The sequence below is a fragment of the Hymenobacter wooponensis genome (assembly GCF_004745865.1).
Taxonomy (GTDB): domain Bacteria; phylum Bacteroidota; class Bacteroidia; order Cytophagales; family Hymenobacteraceae; genus Hymenobacter; species Hymenobacter wooponensis.
In genome coordinates this window covers 114,668-131,218 of the sequence record NZ_SRKZ01000002.1, presented here as the reverse complement: position 1 = coordinate 131,218, position 16,551 = coordinate 114,668, and the positions used below count along the sequence as shown (strand labels likewise).

General features: G+C 53.5%; 20 protein-coding genes. 11 read left to right on the top strand and 9 right to left on the bottom strand.

What is annotated here, in order from left to right; translation table 11 throughout:
- The first annotated feature begins 427 nt into the window (after nt 1-427).
- From EU557_RS06700 to EU557_RS06690, 3 genes are all read left to right on the top strand, one after another.
- Entirely contained in the window at nt 428-1,660 is a 1,233-nt protein-coding gene (locus tag EU557_RS06700; protein ID WP_135529658.1) for an acyl-CoA dehydrogenase family protein, read from the top strand.
- A 100-nt stretch (nt 1,661-1,760) separates the two neighbouring features.
- Nucleotides 1,761-2,363: a hypothetical protein gene (locus tag EU557_RS06695; protein WP_135529657.1), complete on the top strand. Its 603-nt coding sequence runs from the start codon at nt 1,761-1,763 to the stop codon at nt 2,361-2,363.
- Between the two features lie 404 nt (nt 2,364-2,767).
- Nucleotides 2,768-2,983: a hypothetical protein gene (locus EU557_RS06690; protein ID WP_135529656.1), complete on the top strand. Its 216-nt coding sequence runs from the start codon at nt 2,768-2,770 to the stop codon at nt 2,981-2,983.
- Nucleotides 2,984-3,083: 100 nt separating this feature from the next.
- Here the strand turns inward: EU557_RS06690 and EU557_RS06685 are convergent, their stop codons facing one another.
- A complete protein-coding gene (locus EU557_RS06685) occupies nt 3,084-3,515 on the bottom strand; it encodes a hypothetical protein (protein WP_135529655.1) in 432 nt (143 codons plus the stop codon).
- Between the two features lie 214 nt (nt 3,516-3,729).
- Here EU557_RS06685 and EU557_RS06680 point away from each other — a divergent pair, with 214 nt between their 5' ends.
- Complete coding sequence (locus EU557_RS06680; RefSeq protein ID WP_135529654.1) at nt 3,730-4,167, top strand: hypothetical protein; 438 nt, start codon at nt 3,730-3,732, stop codon at nt 4,165-4,167.
- Nucleotides 4,168-4,220: 53 nt separating this feature from the next.
- Here the strand turns inward: EU557_RS06680 and EU557_RS06675 are convergent, their stop codons facing one another.
- The gene (locus tag EU557_RS06675) at nt 4,221-4,682 is read right to left on the bottom strand and encodes a DUF4268 domain-containing protein (RefSeq protein ID WP_135529653.1); all 462 of its coding nucleotides are present in this window, start codon (nt 4,680-4,682) and stop codon (nt 4,221-4,223) included.
- 133 nt (nt 4,683-4,815) lie between these two features.
- Between EU557_RS06675 and EU557_RS25410 the strand changes: the two genes are divergently transcribed.
- A complete protein-coding gene (locus EU557_RS25410) occupies nt 4,816-5,151 on the top strand; it encodes an HIRAN domain-containing protein (protein WP_167855112.1) in 336 nt (111 codons plus the stop codon).
- A 25-nt stretch (nt 5,152-5,176) separates the two neighbouring features.
- Here EU557_RS25410 and EU557_RS06665 read toward each other — a convergent pair whose 3' ends face one another.
- Nucleotides 5,177-6,154, bottom strand: coding sequence for a hypothetical protein (locus tag EU557_RS06665; protein WP_135529651.1), 978 nt, complete (start codon nt 6,152-6,154; stop codon nt 5,177-5,179).
- Between the two features lie 124 nt (nt 6,155-6,278).
- Nucleotides 6,279-6,959 carry a DUF3575 domain-containing protein gene (locus EU557_RS06660; protein WP_135529650.1) on the bottom strand — a complete coding sequence of 227 codons (681 nt, stop codon included), beginning with the start codon at nt 6,957-6,959 and terminating at the stop codon, nt 6,279-6,281.
- A gap of 221 nt (nt 6,960-7,180) precedes the next feature.
- On the opposite strand from EU557_RS06660, the gene ruvB reads away from it, so the two are divergent.
- From ruvB to queG, 5 genes are all read left to right on the top strand, one after another.
- Nucleotides 7,181-8,227, top strand: coding sequence for a Holliday junction branch migration DNA helicase RuvB (gene ruvB, locus EU557_RS06655; protein WP_135529649.1), 1,047 nt, complete (start codon nt 7,181-7,183; stop codon nt 8,225-8,227).
- Nucleotides 8,228-8,462: 235 nt separating this feature from the next.
- Nucleotides 8,463-8,909, top strand: coding sequence for an NAD(+)--rifampin ADP-ribosyltransferase (gene arr / locus EU557_RS06650; RefSeq protein ID WP_135529648.1), 447 nt, complete (start codon nt 8,463-8,465; stop codon nt 8,907-8,909).
- Between the two features lie 2 nt (nt 8,910-8,911).
- Nucleotides 8,912-9,229 (top strand): hypothetical protein, encoded by a 318-nt coding sequence (locus EU557_RS06645; RefSeq protein WP_135529647.1) that lies wholly within the window; start codon nt 8,912-8,914, stop codon nt 9,227-9,229.
- Nucleotides 9,230-9,312: 83 nt separating this feature from the next.
- Nucleotides 9,313-9,708 (top strand): putative quinol monooxygenase, encoded by a 396-nt coding sequence (locus EU557_RS06640; protein WP_245326192.1) that lies wholly within the window; start codon nt 9,313-9,315, stop codon nt 9,706-9,708.
- 187 nt (nt 9,709-9,895) lie between these two features.
- The gene (queG, locus tag EU557_RS06635; RefSeq protein ID WP_135529646.1) at nt 9,896-10,852 is read left to right on the top strand and encodes a tRNA epoxyqueuosine(34) reductase QueG; all 957 of its coding nucleotides are present in this window, start codon (nt 9,896-9,898) and stop codon (nt 10,850-10,852) included.
- A 116-nt stretch (nt 10,853-10,968) separates the two neighbouring features.
- Here queG and EU557_RS06630 read toward each other — a convergent pair whose 3' ends face one another.
- The 5 genes from EU557_RS06630 to EU557_RS06610 all read right to left on the bottom strand — a co-directional run bounded on the left by EU557_RS06630 (nt 10,969) and on the right by EU557_RS06610 (nt 14,803).
- The gene (locus EU557_RS06630) at nt 10,969-11,157 is read right to left on the bottom strand and encodes a hypothetical protein (protein ID WP_135431528.1); all 189 of its coding nucleotides are present in this window, start codon (nt 11,155-11,157) and stop codon (nt 10,969-10,971) included.
- Between the two features lie 263 nt (nt 11,158-11,420).
- Complete coding sequence (locus EU557_RS06625) at nt 11,421-12,299, bottom strand: ferritin-like domain-containing protein (RefSeq protein ID WP_135529645.1); 879 nt, start codon at nt 12,297-12,299, stop codon at nt 11,421-11,423.
- A gap of 13 nt (nt 12,300-12,312) precedes the next feature.
- A complete protein-coding gene (locus EU557_RS06620) occupies nt 12,313-12,996 on the bottom strand; it encodes a ferritin-like domain-containing protein (protein WP_245326191.1) in 684 nt (227 codons plus the stop codon).
- A gap of 243 nt (nt 12,997-13,239) precedes the next feature.
- Complete coding sequence (locus EU557_RS06615; RefSeq protein WP_135529643.1) at nt 13,240-14,049, bottom strand: ferritin-like domain-containing protein; 810 nt, start codon at nt 14,047-14,049, stop codon at nt 13,240-13,242.
- Nucleotides 14,050-14,077: 28 nt separating this feature from the next.
- Nucleotides 14,078-14,803: a ferritin-like domain-containing protein gene (locus EU557_RS06610; RefSeq protein ID WP_135529642.1), complete on the bottom strand. Its 726-nt coding sequence runs from the start codon at nt 14,801-14,803 to the stop codon at nt 14,078-14,080.
- A gap of 251 nt (nt 14,804-15,054) precedes the next feature.
- On the opposite strand from EU557_RS06610, the gene EU557_RS06605 reads away from it, so the two are divergent.
- Nucleotides 15,055-16,536, top strand: coding sequence for a BatD family protein (locus EU557_RS06605; protein ID WP_135529641.1), 1,482 nt, complete (start codon nt 15,055-15,057; stop codon nt 16,534-16,536).
- Nucleotides 16,537-16,551 lie beyond the last annotated feature (15 nt).

The following is a 16,551-nucleotide window of genomic DNA, read 5'->3' as shown; positions in this document are numbered from 1 at the left end:
ACTTAGGGAGTGCGCTTACGCTCTTAAAGGGCAAGTGGTTTAATAAGGCGCGCCACAGTGGTAGCAATATTTTCTGCCACAATTAAGCTCAACACTAGTGCAATAAGGGTATTTGACCGGCAGGGGTTTTTGAATCTCGAAAAACGGTACTTTATTTATAAAAATTAGCGCGAAGCTATTTTTTCGGCATAACCTTTGCCGAATGCTTTGCATGACTTTTTCGGCCAGGAATCTGCCTCCTGGCTTTTGACGGGCACGAAATCGGAGGGCGGTTCTGGCATTCTTCCCCCGCACCTCGTGTCCCAAGACCCTGACTAGCCCCCTTTCTGGTCAGGGTTTTTTGTCTCTAGGCCAGTAGGGAGCGGGGGCCGGCGTTCCTTGCTGAAATGCCTATCTTTGGAAAGATAACCCCACCCACTTTCCTACTATGTCTTCGCAAGCTGACGTTCTCTCGCCCAAGGCTCAGGTACAGCAAAACAAAGGCTCCCTGAATGCCGCTGGCTTTACTGATTATTACGACATCGACGGTCTCCTGACCGAGGAGCACAAGCTCATCCGCCAGAGCATGCGCGACTTCGTGAAGAAGGAAATTTCACCTAACATTGAGCAATGGGCTCAGCAGGCACACTTCCCCTCGGAAATTGTGCGCAAGTTTGGCGAGGTGGGTGCTTTTGGGCCTACTATCCCCACGGAGTATGGCGGTGGTGGCCTAGACTACATCAGCTACGGCCTGATTATGCAGGAGATTGAGCGCGGCGACTCTGGTATGCGCTCTACGGCCTCGGTGCAGGGCTCCCTGGTTATGTACCCAATTTACCAGTACGGTTCCGAGGAGCAGCGCCGCAAGTACCTGCCCAAGCTGGCCTCCGGTGAGTGGCTCGGCTGCTTCGGACTCACCGAGCCCGACCATGGCTCCAACCCGGGCGGCATGATCACCAAAATCGAGGATAAAGGTGATTACTACCTGCTAAACGGCGCCAAGCTCTGGATCAGTAACTCTCCTGAGTGCCAGGTGGCCGTGGTGTGGGCCAAGGACGACACCGGCCGCATCCGCGGGGTCATCGTGGAGCGCGGCATGGAAGGCTTCACCACTCCCAAAATCCACAACAAGTGGAGCCTCCGCGCCAGCATCACCGGCGAGCTGGTGTTTGAAGATGTGCGCATACCCAAGGAAAACATCCTGCCCAACATCGACGGCCTGAAAGGCCCGCTTTCCTGCCTCGACTCGGCTCGTTACGGCATTGCCTGGGGCGCATTGGGTGCCGCTATCGACTGCTACGAATCAGCGTTGAAGTACTCGCTGCAGCGCGAGCAGTTCGGTAAGCCCATTGCCTCCTTCCAGCTCCAGCAGCGCAAGCTGGCCGAAATGATTACCGAAATCACGAAGGCTCAGTTGATGGTGTGGCGCCTGGGCATGCTCAAGAACGAAGGCAAAGCCACCTCGGCCCAGATTTCGATGGCCAAGCGTAACTCCGTAGAAATTGCCCTGGAAATTGCCCGCGAAGCCCGTCAGATTCACGGCGGCATGGGCATCACGGGTGAGTACCCCATCATGCGTCACATGATGAACCTGGAATCCGTAGTGACCTACGAAGGCACCCACGACATCCACCTGCTTATCACCGGCGCTGATATCACCGGGATTCAGGCGTTCAAGTAAGCTGCTTATTTGCTAAGTTGTAACGGCCGTTCTGGAAACAGAGCGGCCGTTTTTATCTATCTATACTGCAAAGAAGAACGTGCTCATGATAGGGTGGTTAATGTTATGGAAAGTTATTGCTTGCCATGGACAAAAGGTGCCAGAGGCTCTGCAGTATCGACTTGCTGCTACCATCGTCGAGGAATTACGCCCTATATCCGTTTTAGTGCCTGCTCAATTACTCGATACATTAGGAGTAAGAGTATATCTGTCAGACCAGCCAAGCTCATACCTACTCACAAAAACAGAGGCGTTTATGATGTCTGGTGCAGGAACAGATCAACATAATGCTTTGCGTCAGTATTTTAAGCTGGCTGATTTAAGCTATATGCAACATCAATTGCTGATAGCCAGAGAATTCAAGTTTAAACCTGGCCTGTTCTCGCAAAACTGGGTGCATATAATTACAAAGGATACGCTGACAGCACTAGGTGCCCAGTATAACAAAAGGCTAGAATCGAGTGAAGAATATAAGCGTTATGACTCCCTACTTCATCTATACGGCCAAAATCGTAGGTTCGCGATTTGGGGAATGCTGTTCTCACGCGACCACAAAAGCGCAGTAGTTTCGGTGAGTTACTTTGATGGATGGGATATATGGGTATATGAAAAAGGCCCACAAGGATGGCGCCGAAAAGGCAAGCTGTATTCTGAAATTGACTAATCAAAGGGATATACTAGTAACACTTCATGAGGCTCGACTCAGTTGAGCTACTCGTAGCGTTTGAAGAGTTCTTCGATCTTCCGGTTCCTGACCCAGTAGCAGAAACTCTCGGGCGAGTAGGCGAGGTAGCGGCTTACTTTTCCCAGCAACTAGGCTGTAACCCAAGCTTCGCGCGCACGGAGGCGCATACTCGTCTACTAGGCCAGATACTCCAGTGCTTGTCTGCTGAAGACAAGGCAGCGTCTGGCGCAACGTTACTCCGCACATTGTGGCCAGAATCAAACCGCCAAGCGGTACAACAGCAACTACAGACCTGCCTGCATTTGGCTGTGCCAGATATATCGGAGCCAGCCTCACTTGTTGGGCCGCTAACAAGCTGGTGGCAACGGCTACTGCCATCGGTCATGCCAACTACGCATCCCCCAGAATGGGCCACTTGCACCGTTAATGACCTTGTGGATTGGTTGCTATCCGAAAACTACCAGCACCTGCTTTCTGCTCCCGCTAGCCTGTATGAGGTGCAACGGGTGGTAATTGGCATCACGGCTATTAAGTGCGGTATTGATGTGCCGGAAATCAAACTTACGGATAGTTTCTCTATGGATCTGGGTGTTGATTGAACGGGTCTAGAGCGGTTTAACGGCTACTCGACGAACCTATTAAACAACTGCGCCGCTCCAGTATTGGAGCGGCGCAGTTGTTTAATAGGTTCGTTAATCTCTACTTAACCATGGCGGCATCCTTGACCGGAAATTCCTTGCGGAACATGTACTTCACAGTGGTGCCTTCCTGCAAGGTGTTGATCAGCACCCAACCATTAGAACTCAACTCGTTTATCTTCTTGATTTCTGCCTGATATACCAAGTTGCGCGTGTAACGCGCCCGGCGCTGGGTTAGGCTACTAGAGTCGATGGCGGCGGCTTGGGTGATGGATGCGTTGACCGTCTTCTTGGGAACCGTCCAGCCAAATAACCGGAACTCCTCCGTCTTGAAGGAGCCATCAGGCTCGATGACCGTCAGGGATGGATAAGAAGTAGTATTGGAAACCTCCGCGCCCTCCCGCACAAGCATGAGGTATTTAGGAATAGATTGCTGTGCATACGCGGCACTGGTAGCCAGCACGAAGCTGAGCAGCAGAGAAACCTTTTTCATAATGGATAGAAAGGAAGTGGGAAATAGTTGGTGGTAAGGCGAACAGACTGCTATATACGAAAGAATGGATGAATGTAAGTAGGATGTAATCAGCCGGGCTACACAGCCGAAGCACATTGTTTGAATGCTACTCTCTAGTAGTTTACTGCTCAAGCATAACAAACCCAGAAACGCCGCTCGTATACAGTTGATTTCCATTCTAATCTACTGAGCTATGAGCACTAACGAAAAGCACGAAAACGCCGAGTCGCGGCGGCAGGAGCGCCGGGAGCATGACAAGGAGGAGTATCGCAAAGAAGGCATTGAGATGGGGCAGGAGGGCCCTAACCCCAATCTAGGCCACCACGAGCGTAGCCGCACTGGCGACGGCCGGTTTGTTCCCGACAGCGAGGCCGATAGTGGCTCAACCGACGGCATTGCCAAAACCATAGCCGGCTCGGGTGGCAACAACGGCGGCCGCTACCACTCCCTCGACGAGGTCAAGGAAAGCAACGTGATGGGCTCGAATGAGGGCGGTACCACTGGCGCGGCTCAGAGCCGCGAGCCGCAGCTACGCACGCCCAGCGCCCAAACTTCGCACACTAGTAAAGGCCCGCAGAGCGAAGGTGGCGAAAGCACCAGCCAAGGCAGTAAGAGCGGCAACCAGAGCTAAATATAAAGCGGCCTTCCTTAACTAAGGAAGGCCGCTTTATCTATCTGAGAACGTTAGCGTAGCTCGTCAAATGCATATTGTGCAGTGCTCCAGAACTCATCCAAGGCCATAATGCGTGGTTTGAAGAAGGAGATGAGCCTAGGCCAGTCGTCGCGGTTGAACAGGTTGACGGGGCGCAGCTCCTGGTAAATCCGGCTGATACTTTGACCGTTGGCATCTTCCACGGCAGGCTCCCAGATCCACTGTTCGTTCAGGGTTTCGTGCAGCACGAGCTTCAGAGCTTCAAATTGCTCAAAAAACAGCTCCCGGATTCCGGCATCAGGATGAGTAAGCTCAATGCCGATGGTGGCGTGGCGGCCATCGGCGTGCATGCGGAAGTACACGTGCTTGAGGCCCGTCTTATAGTTAATCCAGTTGGTGGGCATGCCTTCGGCGGACGGTACGGGCTGCATGTACTGCCCAAAGGTGGTCCAGAAGGCCTGGCGGAGTTGGGTAACTTCAGTTTTACTGTACATCGAAAAGAATGGCGCCAGCGTAGCTAGGCCAGTTTTGGTGAGTAGAGGGAAGTGCTACATGTACCCGCCGCCAGCAGGCGCGACAGATCTGCTCGTTCCGGTGTTATTTTACGGCTTCACTTCCTATTCCGCTATGTCTACGTCTTCTCCCGAACCTCTGATCTTGTTGGAATGCCTGGTAGCTGGTACCACACACCGCACTGGCCTACGTGAGCTTGAGCCCCAGCTGCAACCCAACCAGCCCCTGGCCCTCCAACGGGAGCCCGACAGCTCTTACGACGACTGGGCGGTGCGCGTGTACACCACCGGCCCCAACGCTTTCTGGCTCGGGTATCTGCCCGAGGGCCGCAACGAAACTGTAGCGCGTTTGCTGGATGCCGGCTACCCTGTAGTGGCTCGCCTCACCCACAAAGCGTGGGAGGAGGACTGGCTGCACCTGGAGATTGAAGTGCTCCTGGAGCGGGCCTAGGTCAATTTAAAGCGAGAAGGGTGGCCTAGAGCAAGTCAGCTAAGGCCATTACTTCTTCGCGGGCTTTGGCAATTTCCGGAGCGTCGGGGAAAGTGTGCTGCACCCAGCGGGTGAAGCCGGTTACCATCTCGCCCACGGCTTGGCGGTGACTGGCGGGCGCGGCTTCCGTGGTAGCAGGATCGGTATCGGTAGGGAGAACCGGAAACAGCTCCTCCAGCCCAATGCGCGTCATAATATCCGACACGAACACCATACCGCACACTTGCATTCCCTGGTAAAGCTGCACCAGCTCGGGCATTGTTAGCGACAGTTGCTCTTGGGCGTGGGCGCGGCCTAAGTGTTCTAGCAACGGTTCTAGTGCTTCCGGCTGCAGATTCTGCAACTGGCCTACGGCCCGCATAAACGGGTGGTCGGCGGTCTGCGGTAGGCTGTGTACGAGCAGCAAAGACAGGCGTAGCATCTGCAGCTGCGGCTCGGAAAGGCGCAGGTTGGCAACGGGCGGCACGGGGGCCGGGATGTGCGCTATGTACTGAGCAAAAACCTCCTCAATCTGCAAGCGGTGCAACCCAAGTGAGGCTGCCCCAGCCGGGGCGGGCAGGTGCTCTTCCAACGTAGTCAGAAACGCCCCGCTAAGTTCCAGGCAGTAGGTATTGAGCGCCATCAGCTGTTCCTCCTGAATGTGCATTTGCTGTTGCACGTAGGCCAGCACGGGCACAGCCAGGGATGTCTCCAGCGTCAGGCGGCCCAGCAGGAGCAGGTGATAGAGGGCCAGCGGCTCAGTACGGAGGGCTTCGAGGAGCGCCGTATGATCCTGAATGGTGTTCAACCGCTGAACGTCGGCCTGCTCTAGGCCAGTAAGCTGGTGGAGCTGGTGAGAAAATTCAGAGCTAGGCCGGCTGAGCAGTTCGGCCGCGGCCATACCGTGCAAGCTCAGGCAGTGAGCTAGCTGGTCGTAAAAATCAAGGGGGAGAGCGTCGAGCCAGGAAGAGGAAGGAGAAGGCATGCAGCAACAACAGATGAAGCCGCAAGTTACGGGCGCAGCAATACCGAGTTACGGTTAAGCTGCGGGCGCCCACCAAACGCGCAGTAGAGTGCGTCCTGGAGCTCTTAATTTTCACCAGATAAAATCAGCGTTTCAGCAGCGTGTAGGCCAGGCGCAGGGCCAGGGCTGGATGCACTTTGCGCTGCACCCCGGGGTCGGGCGTTTTGCTCAGGAAATTCTGCTCCGGCGCGTCGTAGAGGTAGTCGCCGGGGTGCTCGTTTTGGGTAGTGTATTCGGTTTCGATGCGCCGGAAACCCAGGCCTAGAGCGGCATCCAGCCAGAACCGCTGGCCTAGTCGGCGCATCATGCCGGCTTTCAGAGCGCCTCCCTCAATTGTTTTTTCAATGTGTGCCCGCTCGTAGGCCCTGAACTCACCGTTACGGTAGAAGTTGCCCTTGCCCAGGTCGTATTCCTCAGGAACATAAAACCCCTCAGCAGCTATATACCACTGTTTCTGCTCAGTGCGCGGGAAATAGTAGCGCGCCTCAGCCTTAAACTTCTGATAGCGCATATTCTCCTTCTTAGTGTTCCAGCTGAATAGCCGCAGTGGCGTAAACCGGAACCCATAGTCTAGCTCTAGGCCTATACGAGGCATGGGCCGAAACTCCGCGCCCACCAATACTGCGCTGGTGCTGGGGTCAAAAAGAGTAAGGGGTGCTATCTTCAACAGCAGTCGGTCGGTGGGCTGAGGGCGGGGAGCTACCGTTTGAGCCGAGAGCTGGTGGGAAAAGGCCACGCTGGCCAGTAGGAGATAGAAGTTGCGCATCAACAAATGGTGTAGCAGTCTGGCCTAGAGGGAATAGAGGCTGCCCGAAAATAGCAAAACAGATGTTTATAGCCTAGTTATTCAGGCAAGGAGCCGCTTATGATGCATGTCTTGCTAACAGCGTTAGTTAAAATAGGCTTTGGACAATATTTTTTGCTAAAGAAGGCACAAAGGCCACCGTTCGGGTGTTATCTTTCGACAAACAGAACCGACTTACGCTTATGCGCGAACCGTATATGACGGGTGGCAATGAACACTTCGACGCTACCGATAAAGACATTGACAAGGCCCTGCGCCCGCTTTCCTTCGATGACTTCACGGGGCAGGGTAAGGTAGTTGAAAACCTTAAAGTATTTGTGGCCGCCGCCAAGCAGCGCGGCGAGGCTCTCGACCACGTGCTGCTGCACGGGCCTCCCGGCCTGGGCAAAACCACGCTCTCGCACATCATCGCCAATGAGCTGGAATCGGGCATCAAGATGACCAGCGGCCCGGTGCTCGACAAGCCCTCCGACCTGGCTGGCCTGCTCACCAACCTAGAGCCCAACGACGTACTCTTCATCGACGAGATTCACCGCCTGAACCCCGTGGTGGAGGAGTACCTGTACTCGGCCATGGAAGACTACCGCATCGACATCATGCTCGATTCGGGTCCGAATGCGCGTTCGGTGCAGATTTCGCTGTCGCCCTTTACCTTGATCGGGGCTACCACCCGCTCGGGTATGCTCACCTCGCCGCTGCGGGCCCGCTTCGGCATCAGCTCCCGCCTAGAGTATTACGACTCCAAGCTGCTGACCAGCATTGTGCAGCGCTCAGCCGAGATTCTGGGCACGCCTATTTATGAGGATGCTGCCTTCGAAATTGCTCGCCGCTCGCGTGGTACGCCACGTATTGCCAACAACCTACTGCGCCGTACCCGCGACTTTGCCCAGATCAAGGGAACAGGAACCATAACAAAGGAAATTGCCCACTTCGCCCTGAATGCTCTGGACGTTGACCAGAACGGCCTCGACGAAATGGACATCCGCATCCTGACCACCATCATCGACAAGTTCAAGGGTGGCCCCGTAGGCCTGTCTACCATCGCCACTGCTTGCGGCGATGAGGCCGAAACCATTGAGGAAGTGTACGAGCCCTTCCTGATTCAGGAAGGCTTCATTAAGCGCACCAGCCGCGGCCGCGAGGCTACGGAAAACGCTTACAAGCACCTCGGCCGCCCCATGCCCCAGCACCTGCGCGGGAATGAATCAACGGGAGAGCTGTTTAGTTAATCATTACTTCCGGTAAAGTGGGAGCCAGACAGTAGCATTTATGCTACTGTCTGGCTCTTTTGCTTTTCAGATGAAGCTATTTTTTTCGGAGCATAGAAATAAAGCTAACCCAGCCTATTTTGAGGGAAATAAGACTGATTAACAGCATAGCAATAGCCGGATAGGTTTACTAGTAAGAATGTAGAAACAAGTGCTTGTAGTTAGTGAAATAGAATCCACAACTAATTCAGTAGTAATGAACACAGCTACCAATGAGGATAAGTCGCTAGAGCCGGCCTCCGACCAAGGTTCCCAGGCATTTTACCACGGTACCAAAGCCGACCTGAAGCCGGGAGAGTTAATTACGCCTGGCTTCAACTCAAATTACGGCAAGAGAAAAGAGGCGGCATATGTCTATCTGATGGCCACCCTGGACGCTGCCACTTGGGGCGCTGAGCTTGCCCTTGGCGACGGGCCCGGCAGAATTTACATGGTAGAGCCTACTGGCCCGATTGAAGACGACCCTAATTTGACGGACAAAAAGTACCCCGGCAACCCAACGAAGTCATATCGTACGCGGAGCCCCCTGCGGGTCATTGGTGAGGTTATAAAGTGGCAGGGGCACTCTCCAGAGCAACTAAACTCTATGAAGGAGCACCTGGAGCGGCTAAAGCAACTGGGTATTGAGGCAATTGAGGAGTAGGCATGGCTTCTCTTGAAGTAGCAAAGAGCAGCCGCGCCAGAATAGTAAAGCTGTACAAGCGAGCTACATACTGCTACGCCTTGCCTTTCATTTTCCTGATTCTGGCAGTAATAGGAATAGGGGAGGGGCTGTTTTTAGGTGTTTTCTGCCTGAGCTTATTGCCGCTTGCGGTAACTGGTCTCGTGTTCACTGGTAGAGGTCTAAGGCTTTCCTCTAGAAGCGGTGATTACGAGAAAAAAGATGTAGGCTTTGCCAACGTAATACTGGGGGTGATATTGGGTGGCCTAGGTTTGCTGGCCCTTGGGCTTGCCTATGCGTGAACCAGCCTGTAGCCAAGATAATACGTAGGTAGGTGCGTAGCTATTTGGTCACTATAGCATTAAAAAATCAAAAGCCCGGTAGAATGAAACTGTCTCTGACTGTAGCGTTACTTCTTCTTTCACTTACCAGTGCATTAGCGCAAAAGAAAAGCATGATGATTCGAATAGCTGAAATAGAAGTTAATGCAACTAGTTTAGAAGAATACAAGGCTATTTTAAAAGAAGAGTCCCGAGAATCAATGAAGTTAGAGCCTGGGGTTATATCTATTTATCCAATGTATCAGAAAGAAAACCCAACGCAGATACGTATTCTGGAGATATATGCAAGCAGAGCGGCCTACGAAGCCCATTTAAAAACGCCACATTTCCTGAAGTACAAGACAAGCACCCTGAATATGGTAAAGTCTTTAAAACTCACAGAAATGGATGCAATTGATGCTGAAGCTATGCCTCGCATTTTTAAAAAGATAAAGGAATAAAGCGCGCCAGTATAAAGCTTATGCAATACTATACCCGTGATGAACATAGAACAGAAGCCAAGCGGGGCACTGGCAGTTGATTAACTAGCATAAGTTCGCAGACTCAATAGGTAGCTCAGAGCTACGTGGGCAAGAACGCTTCTGTAGCAAAGGGTGTTTTGGCATTTCTAGCCGACCTTTGTACCCAATGCTCCCCACTGCTCACTATACTGCCTTCATTAAGCGCCGCGCGGCAGAGCTGGGCTTTATGTACTGCGGTATCTCCAAAGCTGACTTTCTGGAGGAGGAAGCGCCGCGCCTCGAGAATTGGCTGAACCGCCAAATGCATGGGCAGATGGCCTACATGGCCAACCACTTTGATAAGCGCCTCGACCCGCGCCTGCTGGTAGACGGAGCCAAATCGGTGATTTCACTGCTGCTCAACTATTACCCGCCCGAGGAAACCCAGCAGCCCGACGATACGCTCAAGGTCAGCAAATACGCCTACGGCCGCGACTACCACTTCGTCATCAAAGACAAGCTCAAGACTCTGCTGCAGGATATGCAGGCGGAGATTGGGGAAGTGGGCGGGCGGTGCTTTGTTGACTCGGCGCCGGTGCTGGACAAGGCCTGGGCTAAGAAGAGTGGCCTAGGCTGGGTGGGTAAGAACAGCAACCTGATCCGGCCCGGCGTGGGCTCGTTCTTCTTCATTGCTGAGCTGATTGTAGACGTAGAACTGGCCTACGACGGTCCCATTAAAGACTACTGCGGCACCTGCACCAAATGTATGGATGCTTGCCCCACCGGAGCCATTACGGAGCCCTACGTGGTAGATGGCAGCAAGTGCATCAGCTACTTCACCATCGAGCTGAAAGACCAAATCCCAAGGGAGGTGGAAGGCAAGTTTGGTAATTGGGTATTCGGCTGTGATATCTGCCAAGACGTGTGCCCCTGGAACCGGTTCTCGAAGCCTCATCAGGAGCCCCAGTTCAATGCGCACCCCGGTCTAAAAGACCTCACCGCCGGCGACTGGCGGGAAATCACGCATGAACTGTTCTCGGAGCTATTTAAGCAGTCGGCTGTAAAGCGCACGGGCTATGCTGGGCTTACGCGCAACATTCGCTTCGTAACGGGTGAGGATACACCTTTCATACCGGAGCAGTAGTGGCCTAGCCAAATTCTCTGAAAGCGAAAGTCCCCGTCCGGCCCGCCCAGAGTTGCTATAGCAACTCTGGGCGGGCCGGACGGGGACTACTCAGGTTGTAGGGCTTTGCGAGAGCCCTACGCGGTCTGTACGAACACGCGGTTCAGAATGCGGCGATACACCGTAGAGAACTGCTGGTAGCACCAGGATTTTAGCTCCGACAGCTCGGCCGGAACTAGCATTCGTAGAGCTTTGCGCAATTCCTTTTCGAACAAGATTTTGTCGAAGCTCACTTTGAGCAGGATGGTTTTGGCGTACTCAAGCATGGTGAAGTGGGTTTTCAAAAGCGGGTTAGAACAGAGCGGTTAGGTAATGTGACCTGCTATACGCAAGCCTTAAAAAAAGGCTATTGTTGAGAAGAACTTTTACCTAGGTTTATAGAAAGATACAAAAGATTGTTCGAAGGATACAAGCAAACGCTTGTTAGTTGTTCCATCTGGTCAAAATAAAAATGAAAAAAGGAACGGTTATGCCGTTCCTTTTTGTTTTAAGGCGCTTTTTAGCCTTGTTATGAATAGGTGAAGCTTCGCTAGTAGATAAACAAGCTGGCTACTTCGGTGGCCGTTAAGGCTTCCAACGGCTCATCGAAGGCCTCAGCTACTTTAGCCAAAATAGCCGCTTGAGAGAGGGGAGGCTTTGCAACGTTAATCGGCAAATTGTCCACGAAAGGCACCAGGTTATTGCCTGCTAAATATTGCGCAAAATTCTCTTCACCTGCGTAAGCTTTTGCCGCTACTGACCCAGCCGTTGTAATGGGGGCATCGCTGGAGCTGACCCAGCTTTTAACGGTAGCACCGCGCTGCCGCCGCATGGTGCGAATGTGTGAAGCATGACGTGCCTCCACTGAGTGCGTGCGTACTGCCGACTCGAGCAAGAAGTCATCAAACTGAATGAATTCAACTTGGCCTTTGTAAGCCCGCACGCCTGTATCTTCCAGCAGTTGCGCTACTCGCAAAAACGTATCGAAGTTGCTAAATACGTCGGGGTACAACGCTGCTTGGGAGCCATTCTTGCTGCCCGTAAAATCAAAGCGAGGGGCAGCCTCCAGAGTAGCTCCGGAGTTTAGGAGCAAACGGGTAAACAGATCCACATGCTGCTGTTCATGGGTCTGAATCGTTTGGATAGCAGCTCGGTTTTCCGTGGTACCAAAAAAGGTAAGGGGCTGCTGCAGCGCCTGTGTGTAAAACGCATTTTCAAGCTGCTCTAAAACAAGCGCTAGCTTCAACACATCTTGCACGGTGCGGCTGTCGCGGGCCGCGGCAGGTTGTGGCAGCGCCGTGAGCACAGCCGGCAACACGGCAGTGCCTGCTTGTGCGAGGCGGCGAAGGGCGGTGCGACGCGGGCCTGTTACTGTTAGGCTTTGAGTGTCAGTTTCGGCCAAGCGGGCCAGAAGTTTCAGAAAATCCATCTGGAAGAGTGGCTTAGGTAGTGATAGGAGCGGTGATAGTAGCCGGAACGAACTTGGCTATTAACTCAACCACTTCCTGCGGCGTTTTAGCAGTATCGAGGCCAGCGGTAGTGCCGGTTTGCGTTATTACATCGGATGCTGCGAAAGACCCCGGTTGAGCCTGATCACGCACAAAGGCCGCGTGGCGAGCTTCTACTGAGGCAATTTTAGCCAGTAGGGCCAGTGTCGTCGGGTTTGTAATAAGCTTCGCGGCGCCATTGTAGGCAGCTACGCCTGTGTCCTCCAGCGTGCGCGCGGCCGCATATACTCCAGCGCGGGTAGTGAGGGTAAAAGAGGAGAAATCAAAGGTGAGGCTGGTTCCCGCCGAGTCGAAGGCATTTGTGCCTAGCGCATACCGAAAAAATTCCCGGTGAATTACCTCATGGTCGCGTAGGTCCACAAAGGCTGCTTTATCGTCGGCGGTGAAGTCAGATGGAAAGGCATCAACTACTTTCTGGTAGAAGGCGGCCTCAATCTGCTCTAAGAGGTAAGCATAGTTCAGCAACCCATTGTCTGCGCTACCCAAGGTTAGGGTTGGAGTGGAAGACGTAGGCTCTGGGTCATCGTTATCGTTGCAGCCCGCCAGCACTAGTGTGGAGGTGGCAACGGTGGCACCAACCACACGAAAAAACGAGCGGCGACGCAACGTACGTGCCAAAAAGGAATCAGAAAATAGTGGCTCAGACATGCGTAAATTACTCAGCGGGCTCATCTTAGGCATCCGGCAGCGGGCGCCTGATAACAAATGTACTCCGATAAACCGGGATGCACTAAACAGCAGAGCCGCGGAGAACCTAAAAGGTTGTCTCGAAACCAAACAACCCAAAGAACAACAGCAAAAAGGCTGGCCTAATATTAGGCCAGCCTTTTTGCTGAGATAAGCTAGTAAATCCTTTACAGGTTACTCAATCAGGCCACCGGCCCGTGAAGCATCTGTTACTTCCGCCATGGTCAGCACTTCGTCAAATGCAGCGGCTGCGTCTGAGGCGGAATAACCACTGCCAAGCTTGGTTACGTCTACGCCAGCTTGCATTACATTGTCCTCACGTGTGGCACCAGTGTATACGGGGCCAAGCGGTGCGGGCAAATTGGAGTCAGCCGCTGGAATCCACGGAGCCTGCATACGCATGGTGCGAATGTGAGCCGCGTGACGGGCTTCTACCGAGTGAATCTGAAGAGCTACCTGGAGCAAGCTAGTAGTGCCAGCCATAGCGCCAATTAGGTTACCTGCCTGACCCTTATAAGCTCGTACGCCAGTGTCTTCTAGCGCTTGAGCATAGGCCAACTGAGTAGCGTAATCAGCAGGAAAAGCAGAGGCCTTAAACTTTACATTAGTTTTTGGTGTGCCTTTTAACGCGGTTACAGTATCAGTCAGCAATTTTACGTGCGCTGATTCGTGCTTCAGAATCAGGTTAATCGCCCCTTGAGGAGCACCAGTTGGTACTTTACCGGCAGCTACCATCTTCTTGTAGAAGTCTTCTTCCAGAAGCTCCAGCGTGAGGGCATAGTTCAGGACGTCGATAACGCCTGTGCTGGTGGTCTGGCCATATGCTTTCTGGAACAAAGAAGAAACGAAAGCAGGAGCGGCGGCAAGCGCACCTAATTTGGCGGTGTTGCCCAGGGTTTTGAATACTGCCCGGCGAGAGTCGAAGCGTCCCAGGACGTCGGCATCTACCTCCGACAGTTGCTCAATAATGCGAAGTATGTTCATGGTGAAGTGTCGTTGAACTGAGGAGAGATTACTTGCCTACGCTGGAAGCGTCAATCTTTTGTTGAATAAATGACTGGGCAGCGTTAATTACATCTACTGGCTCCATGGCTTTATCCAGACCCGTAGCAGCATCAACGATAGAGTCATCGGCGAAGCTTCCGTTGGCAATAAGGTCGCGTACGTAGGCGGCGTGGCGAGCCTCAACCGAAACAATTTTACCAGCAACTACGAGGTACGCAGGGGTTTTTAGGTACTTACCAGCGCCATTGTAAGCAGCTACTCCAAGATCTTCAAACGTCTTAGCCGTGGCCAATACGGACGCGCGCTTAGTAAAATCAATAGAGGAGAAAACGGGAGTCAGGTCCTGAATGATTTTGCCCGGAGCATCGCGGTTGATGGCCGCCTTCAGGAAGTCGCGGTGAATAGCTTCGTGAGCAGCAACCTGAGAGAAGTAGTCTTTCTCAACAGCCGAGAAATCGGCAGCTGGGGTAGCTTTTACCTGAGCATAGAAAGCCGCTTCTAACTGTTCTAGAGCATACGCGTAGTTCAGCACTCCTACATCACCGGAGCCTAAGCTAACCGTGCCGGGGGTCATGGAGTCGTTGTTATCATCGTCGTCGCAGCCAGACAGCAACAGTGCGGTAGCACCAGCAGTGGCACCAGCATACATGAAGAAGGAGCGGCGCTTGATTGGCGTATAAAGCGGCTTGGCGAATTCCGCGTCGTCTCCACCTGATTTGGTGATGTTAGACATAGGAAGGGAAAGTTTGGAGTGAGAAAAAAGTAAGGGCAATATTTATCCAGGCCACCACAGGGTAGCTTTTTTTGGATTTAGGCAAGTGCTTTAGGGGATTCTGTGTTGAGGTACGCGGGCCTGGAGAAAGCGGATTGCAGAAGGCCAAAATCTTGTAACAACGTTTTTCTGCGTGTTAGTAAGCCCAGCAGTAAAAGTGGCCACTGCCAAGGTTTTACGTAGATTTGGCCCTATCTCAATGCGTGCTGCTCATGCAGATTTTCTTTCGCCTTACTGTACTCATTCTGCTGTTGCTGTTAGGGGCGCTGCCTATAGCTGCGCAGCCCACAACCCCACGTGCCGAAGCTGAAATCGTGCTGGGGCCGTCGGCTTTTACCATTAGCGAGTATTTCACCATCAGCTTTCAGCTGCGCGGAGCACCCCTAGAACGCTATTCTGCTTTCCCCGAAATAGAAGGGTTCAAGAAAAGTGGCAAGTCTAGCACCACTACTACCCGCATTGTGAATGGTGCGCGCTCGACGGAGCTAACCATCACTCAGCGCTATGCTGCCTTTGAGGAAGGAGAATTTGAAGTCAAGCCCTTCACCATGACCATCAATGGGCTAACCGTGCGCTCAGCGGGGACTAAGCTTAAGGTAGGGCCCCAGGCCACGGCGCCGCCCACGCCGCCGGGCGGTGCCGCTCCACCGGCCATAGGCCTACTAGACCAGTTGTTTGGCAAGCCCAAGCCGCAAGATTTTGTGGAGCCCAAGGACCAAGCCTTTCTGGCTCTGCTACCAGACAAAACCCGTGCGTATGTGGGCGAAGGCGTCCACATTGGCTTGTACTTTTATCTAACGCCCCAAGACCAAGGCGTACTTGACTTCTACAACTTTGCGGGCCAGCTGCAAAACATCATCCGGCTGCTGCGGCAGCGGACCGTGTGGGAAGAGACGTTTGATGAACAGGAGATTGTGCCCGAAACCGTGCAAGTGGGAGGCAAGCCTTTTCTGCGCTACCGGTTGTACGAAGCCCAGCTTTACCCCCTGAATGCCCAGCCACTGAGCTTTCCCGTAGTGCCGCTGCGCATGGTGAAGTACCGAGTGGCCAAGAAGCCCGAGCCAGGACTTGACAATCGCATGGAGGGCTATAAAACGTACTTCACGGCTCCCGTTAATATTACGGTACTGCCCTTGCCGCCGCATCCACTGCGTGATGAAGTGCCCGTGGGCGACTACCGCCTCCGCGAAGCCATCAGCCGGACTTCCTTTCGCACGGGGCAAACATTCACGTATTCGTTCGTGGTGGAAGGGGAGGGCAACCTATCGGCGCTTAATATGCTGCCACTGGCCCCGCGCCCTGGCCTAGAAGTGTACGGCCCCGATGTGGAACAGAGTACTACCCGGCAAGGTGGCCGAGTAGGAGGGCGCAAAAGCTTCCGATACCGCTTGGTAGCGCGTAGGCCAGGTGCGTTGCCTTTCGATAGTCTTTTCTCGCTGGTCGTGTTCAACCCAACCACTGTGCGTTACGACACACTGCGCTCTGAACTGCACCCGTTGGTGCAGGGGCCGGTGCGGGAAGACCTCCAATTTCGGCCCGACCCTACTGATCCTTTCTACCAGGAGGCCTTGCGCGACGCTGACAATACTCCGCAGAAAATCACGGTGTATCAGGATGTTCGGCGCTACGCCAACGTGCTGCTACTAGTGCTGCTGGTGGGTGCCGCCGTGGGCTGGTGGCGCGCTAAAAGCTGAGCCTTTCCGAGAGAG

What these genes read in the sequence shown, in the direction of transcription:
- EU557_RS06700 (WP_135529658.1), top strand. Translation starts at nt 428, where the DNA reads ATGTCTTCGCAAGCTGACGTTCTCTCGCCCAAGGCTCAGGTACAGCAA.
- EU557_RS06695 (WP_135529657.1), top strand. Translation starts at nt 1,761, where the DNA reads ATGTTATGGAAAGTTATTGCTTGCCATGGACAAAAGGTGCCAGAGGCT.
- EU557_RS06690 (WP_135529656.1), top strand. Translation starts at nt 2,768, where the DNA reads ATGCCAACTACGCATCCCCCAGAATGGGCCACTTGCACCGTTAATGAC.
- EU557_RS06685 (WP_135529655.1), bottom strand. Translation starts at nt 3,515, where the DNA reads ATGAAAAAGGTTTCTCTGCTGCTCAGCTTCGTGCTGGCTACCAGTGCC.
- EU557_RS06680 (WP_135529654.1), top strand. Translation starts at nt 3,730, where the DNA reads ATGAGCACTAACGAAAAGCACGAAAACGCCGAGTCGCGGCGGCAGGAG.
- EU557_RS06675 (WP_135529653.1), bottom strand. Translation starts at nt 4,682, where the DNA reads ATGTACAGTAAAACTGAAGTTACCCAACTCCGCCAGGCCTTCTGGACC.
- EU557_RS25410 (WP_167855112.1), top strand. Translation starts at nt 4,816, where the DNA reads ATGTCTACGTCTTCTCCCGAACCTCTGATCTTGTTGGAATGCCTGGTA.
- EU557_RS06665 (WP_135529651.1), bottom strand. Translation starts at nt 6,154, where the DNA reads ATGCCTTCTCCTTCCTCTTCCTGGCTCGACGCTCTCCCCCTTGATTTT.
- EU557_RS06660 (WP_135529650.1), bottom strand. Translation starts at nt 6,959, where the DNA reads ATGCGCAACTTCTATCTCCTACTGGCCAGCGTGGCCTTTTCCCACCAG.
- ruvB (WP_135529649.1), top strand. Translation starts at nt 7,181, where the DNA reads ATGCGCGAACCGTATATGACGGGTGGCAATGAACACTTCGACGCTACC.
- arr (WP_135529648.1), top strand. Translation starts at nt 8,463, where the DNA reads ATGAACACAGCTACCAATGAGGATAAGTCGCTAGAGCCGGCCTCCGAC.
- EU557_RS06645 (WP_135529647.1), top strand. Translation starts at nt 8,912, where the DNA reads ATGGCTTCTCTTGAAGTAGCAAAGAGCAGCCGCGCCAGAATAGTAAAG.
- EU557_RS06640 (WP_245326192.1), top strand. Translation starts at nt 9,313, where the DNA reads ATGAAACTGTCTCTGACTGTAGCGTTACTTCTTCTTTCACTTACCAGT.
- queG (WP_135529646.1), top strand. Translation starts at nt 9,896, where the DNA reads ATGCTCCCCACTGCTCACTATACTGCCTTCATTAAGCGCCGCGCGGCA.
- EU557_RS06630 (WP_135431528.1), bottom strand. Translation starts at nt 11,157, where the DNA reads ATGCTTGAGTACGCCAAAACCATCCTGCTCAAAGTGAGCTTCGACAAA.
- EU557_RS06625 (WP_135529645.1), bottom strand. Translation starts at nt 12,299, where the DNA reads ATGGATTTTCTGAAACTTCTGGCCCGCTTGGCCGAAACTGACACTCAA.
- EU557_RS06615 (WP_135529643.1), bottom strand. Translation starts at nt 14,049, where the DNA reads ATGAACATACTTCGCATTATTGAGCAACTGTCGGAGGTAGATGCCGAC.
- EU557_RS06610 (WP_135529642.1), bottom strand. Translation starts at nt 14,803, where the DNA reads ATGTCTAACATCACCAAATCAGGTGGAGACGACGCGGAATTCGCCAAG.
- EU557_RS06605 (WP_135529641.1), top strand. Translation starts at nt 15,055, where the DNA reads ATGCAGATTTTCTTTCGCCTTACTGTACTCATTCTGCTGTTGCTGTTA.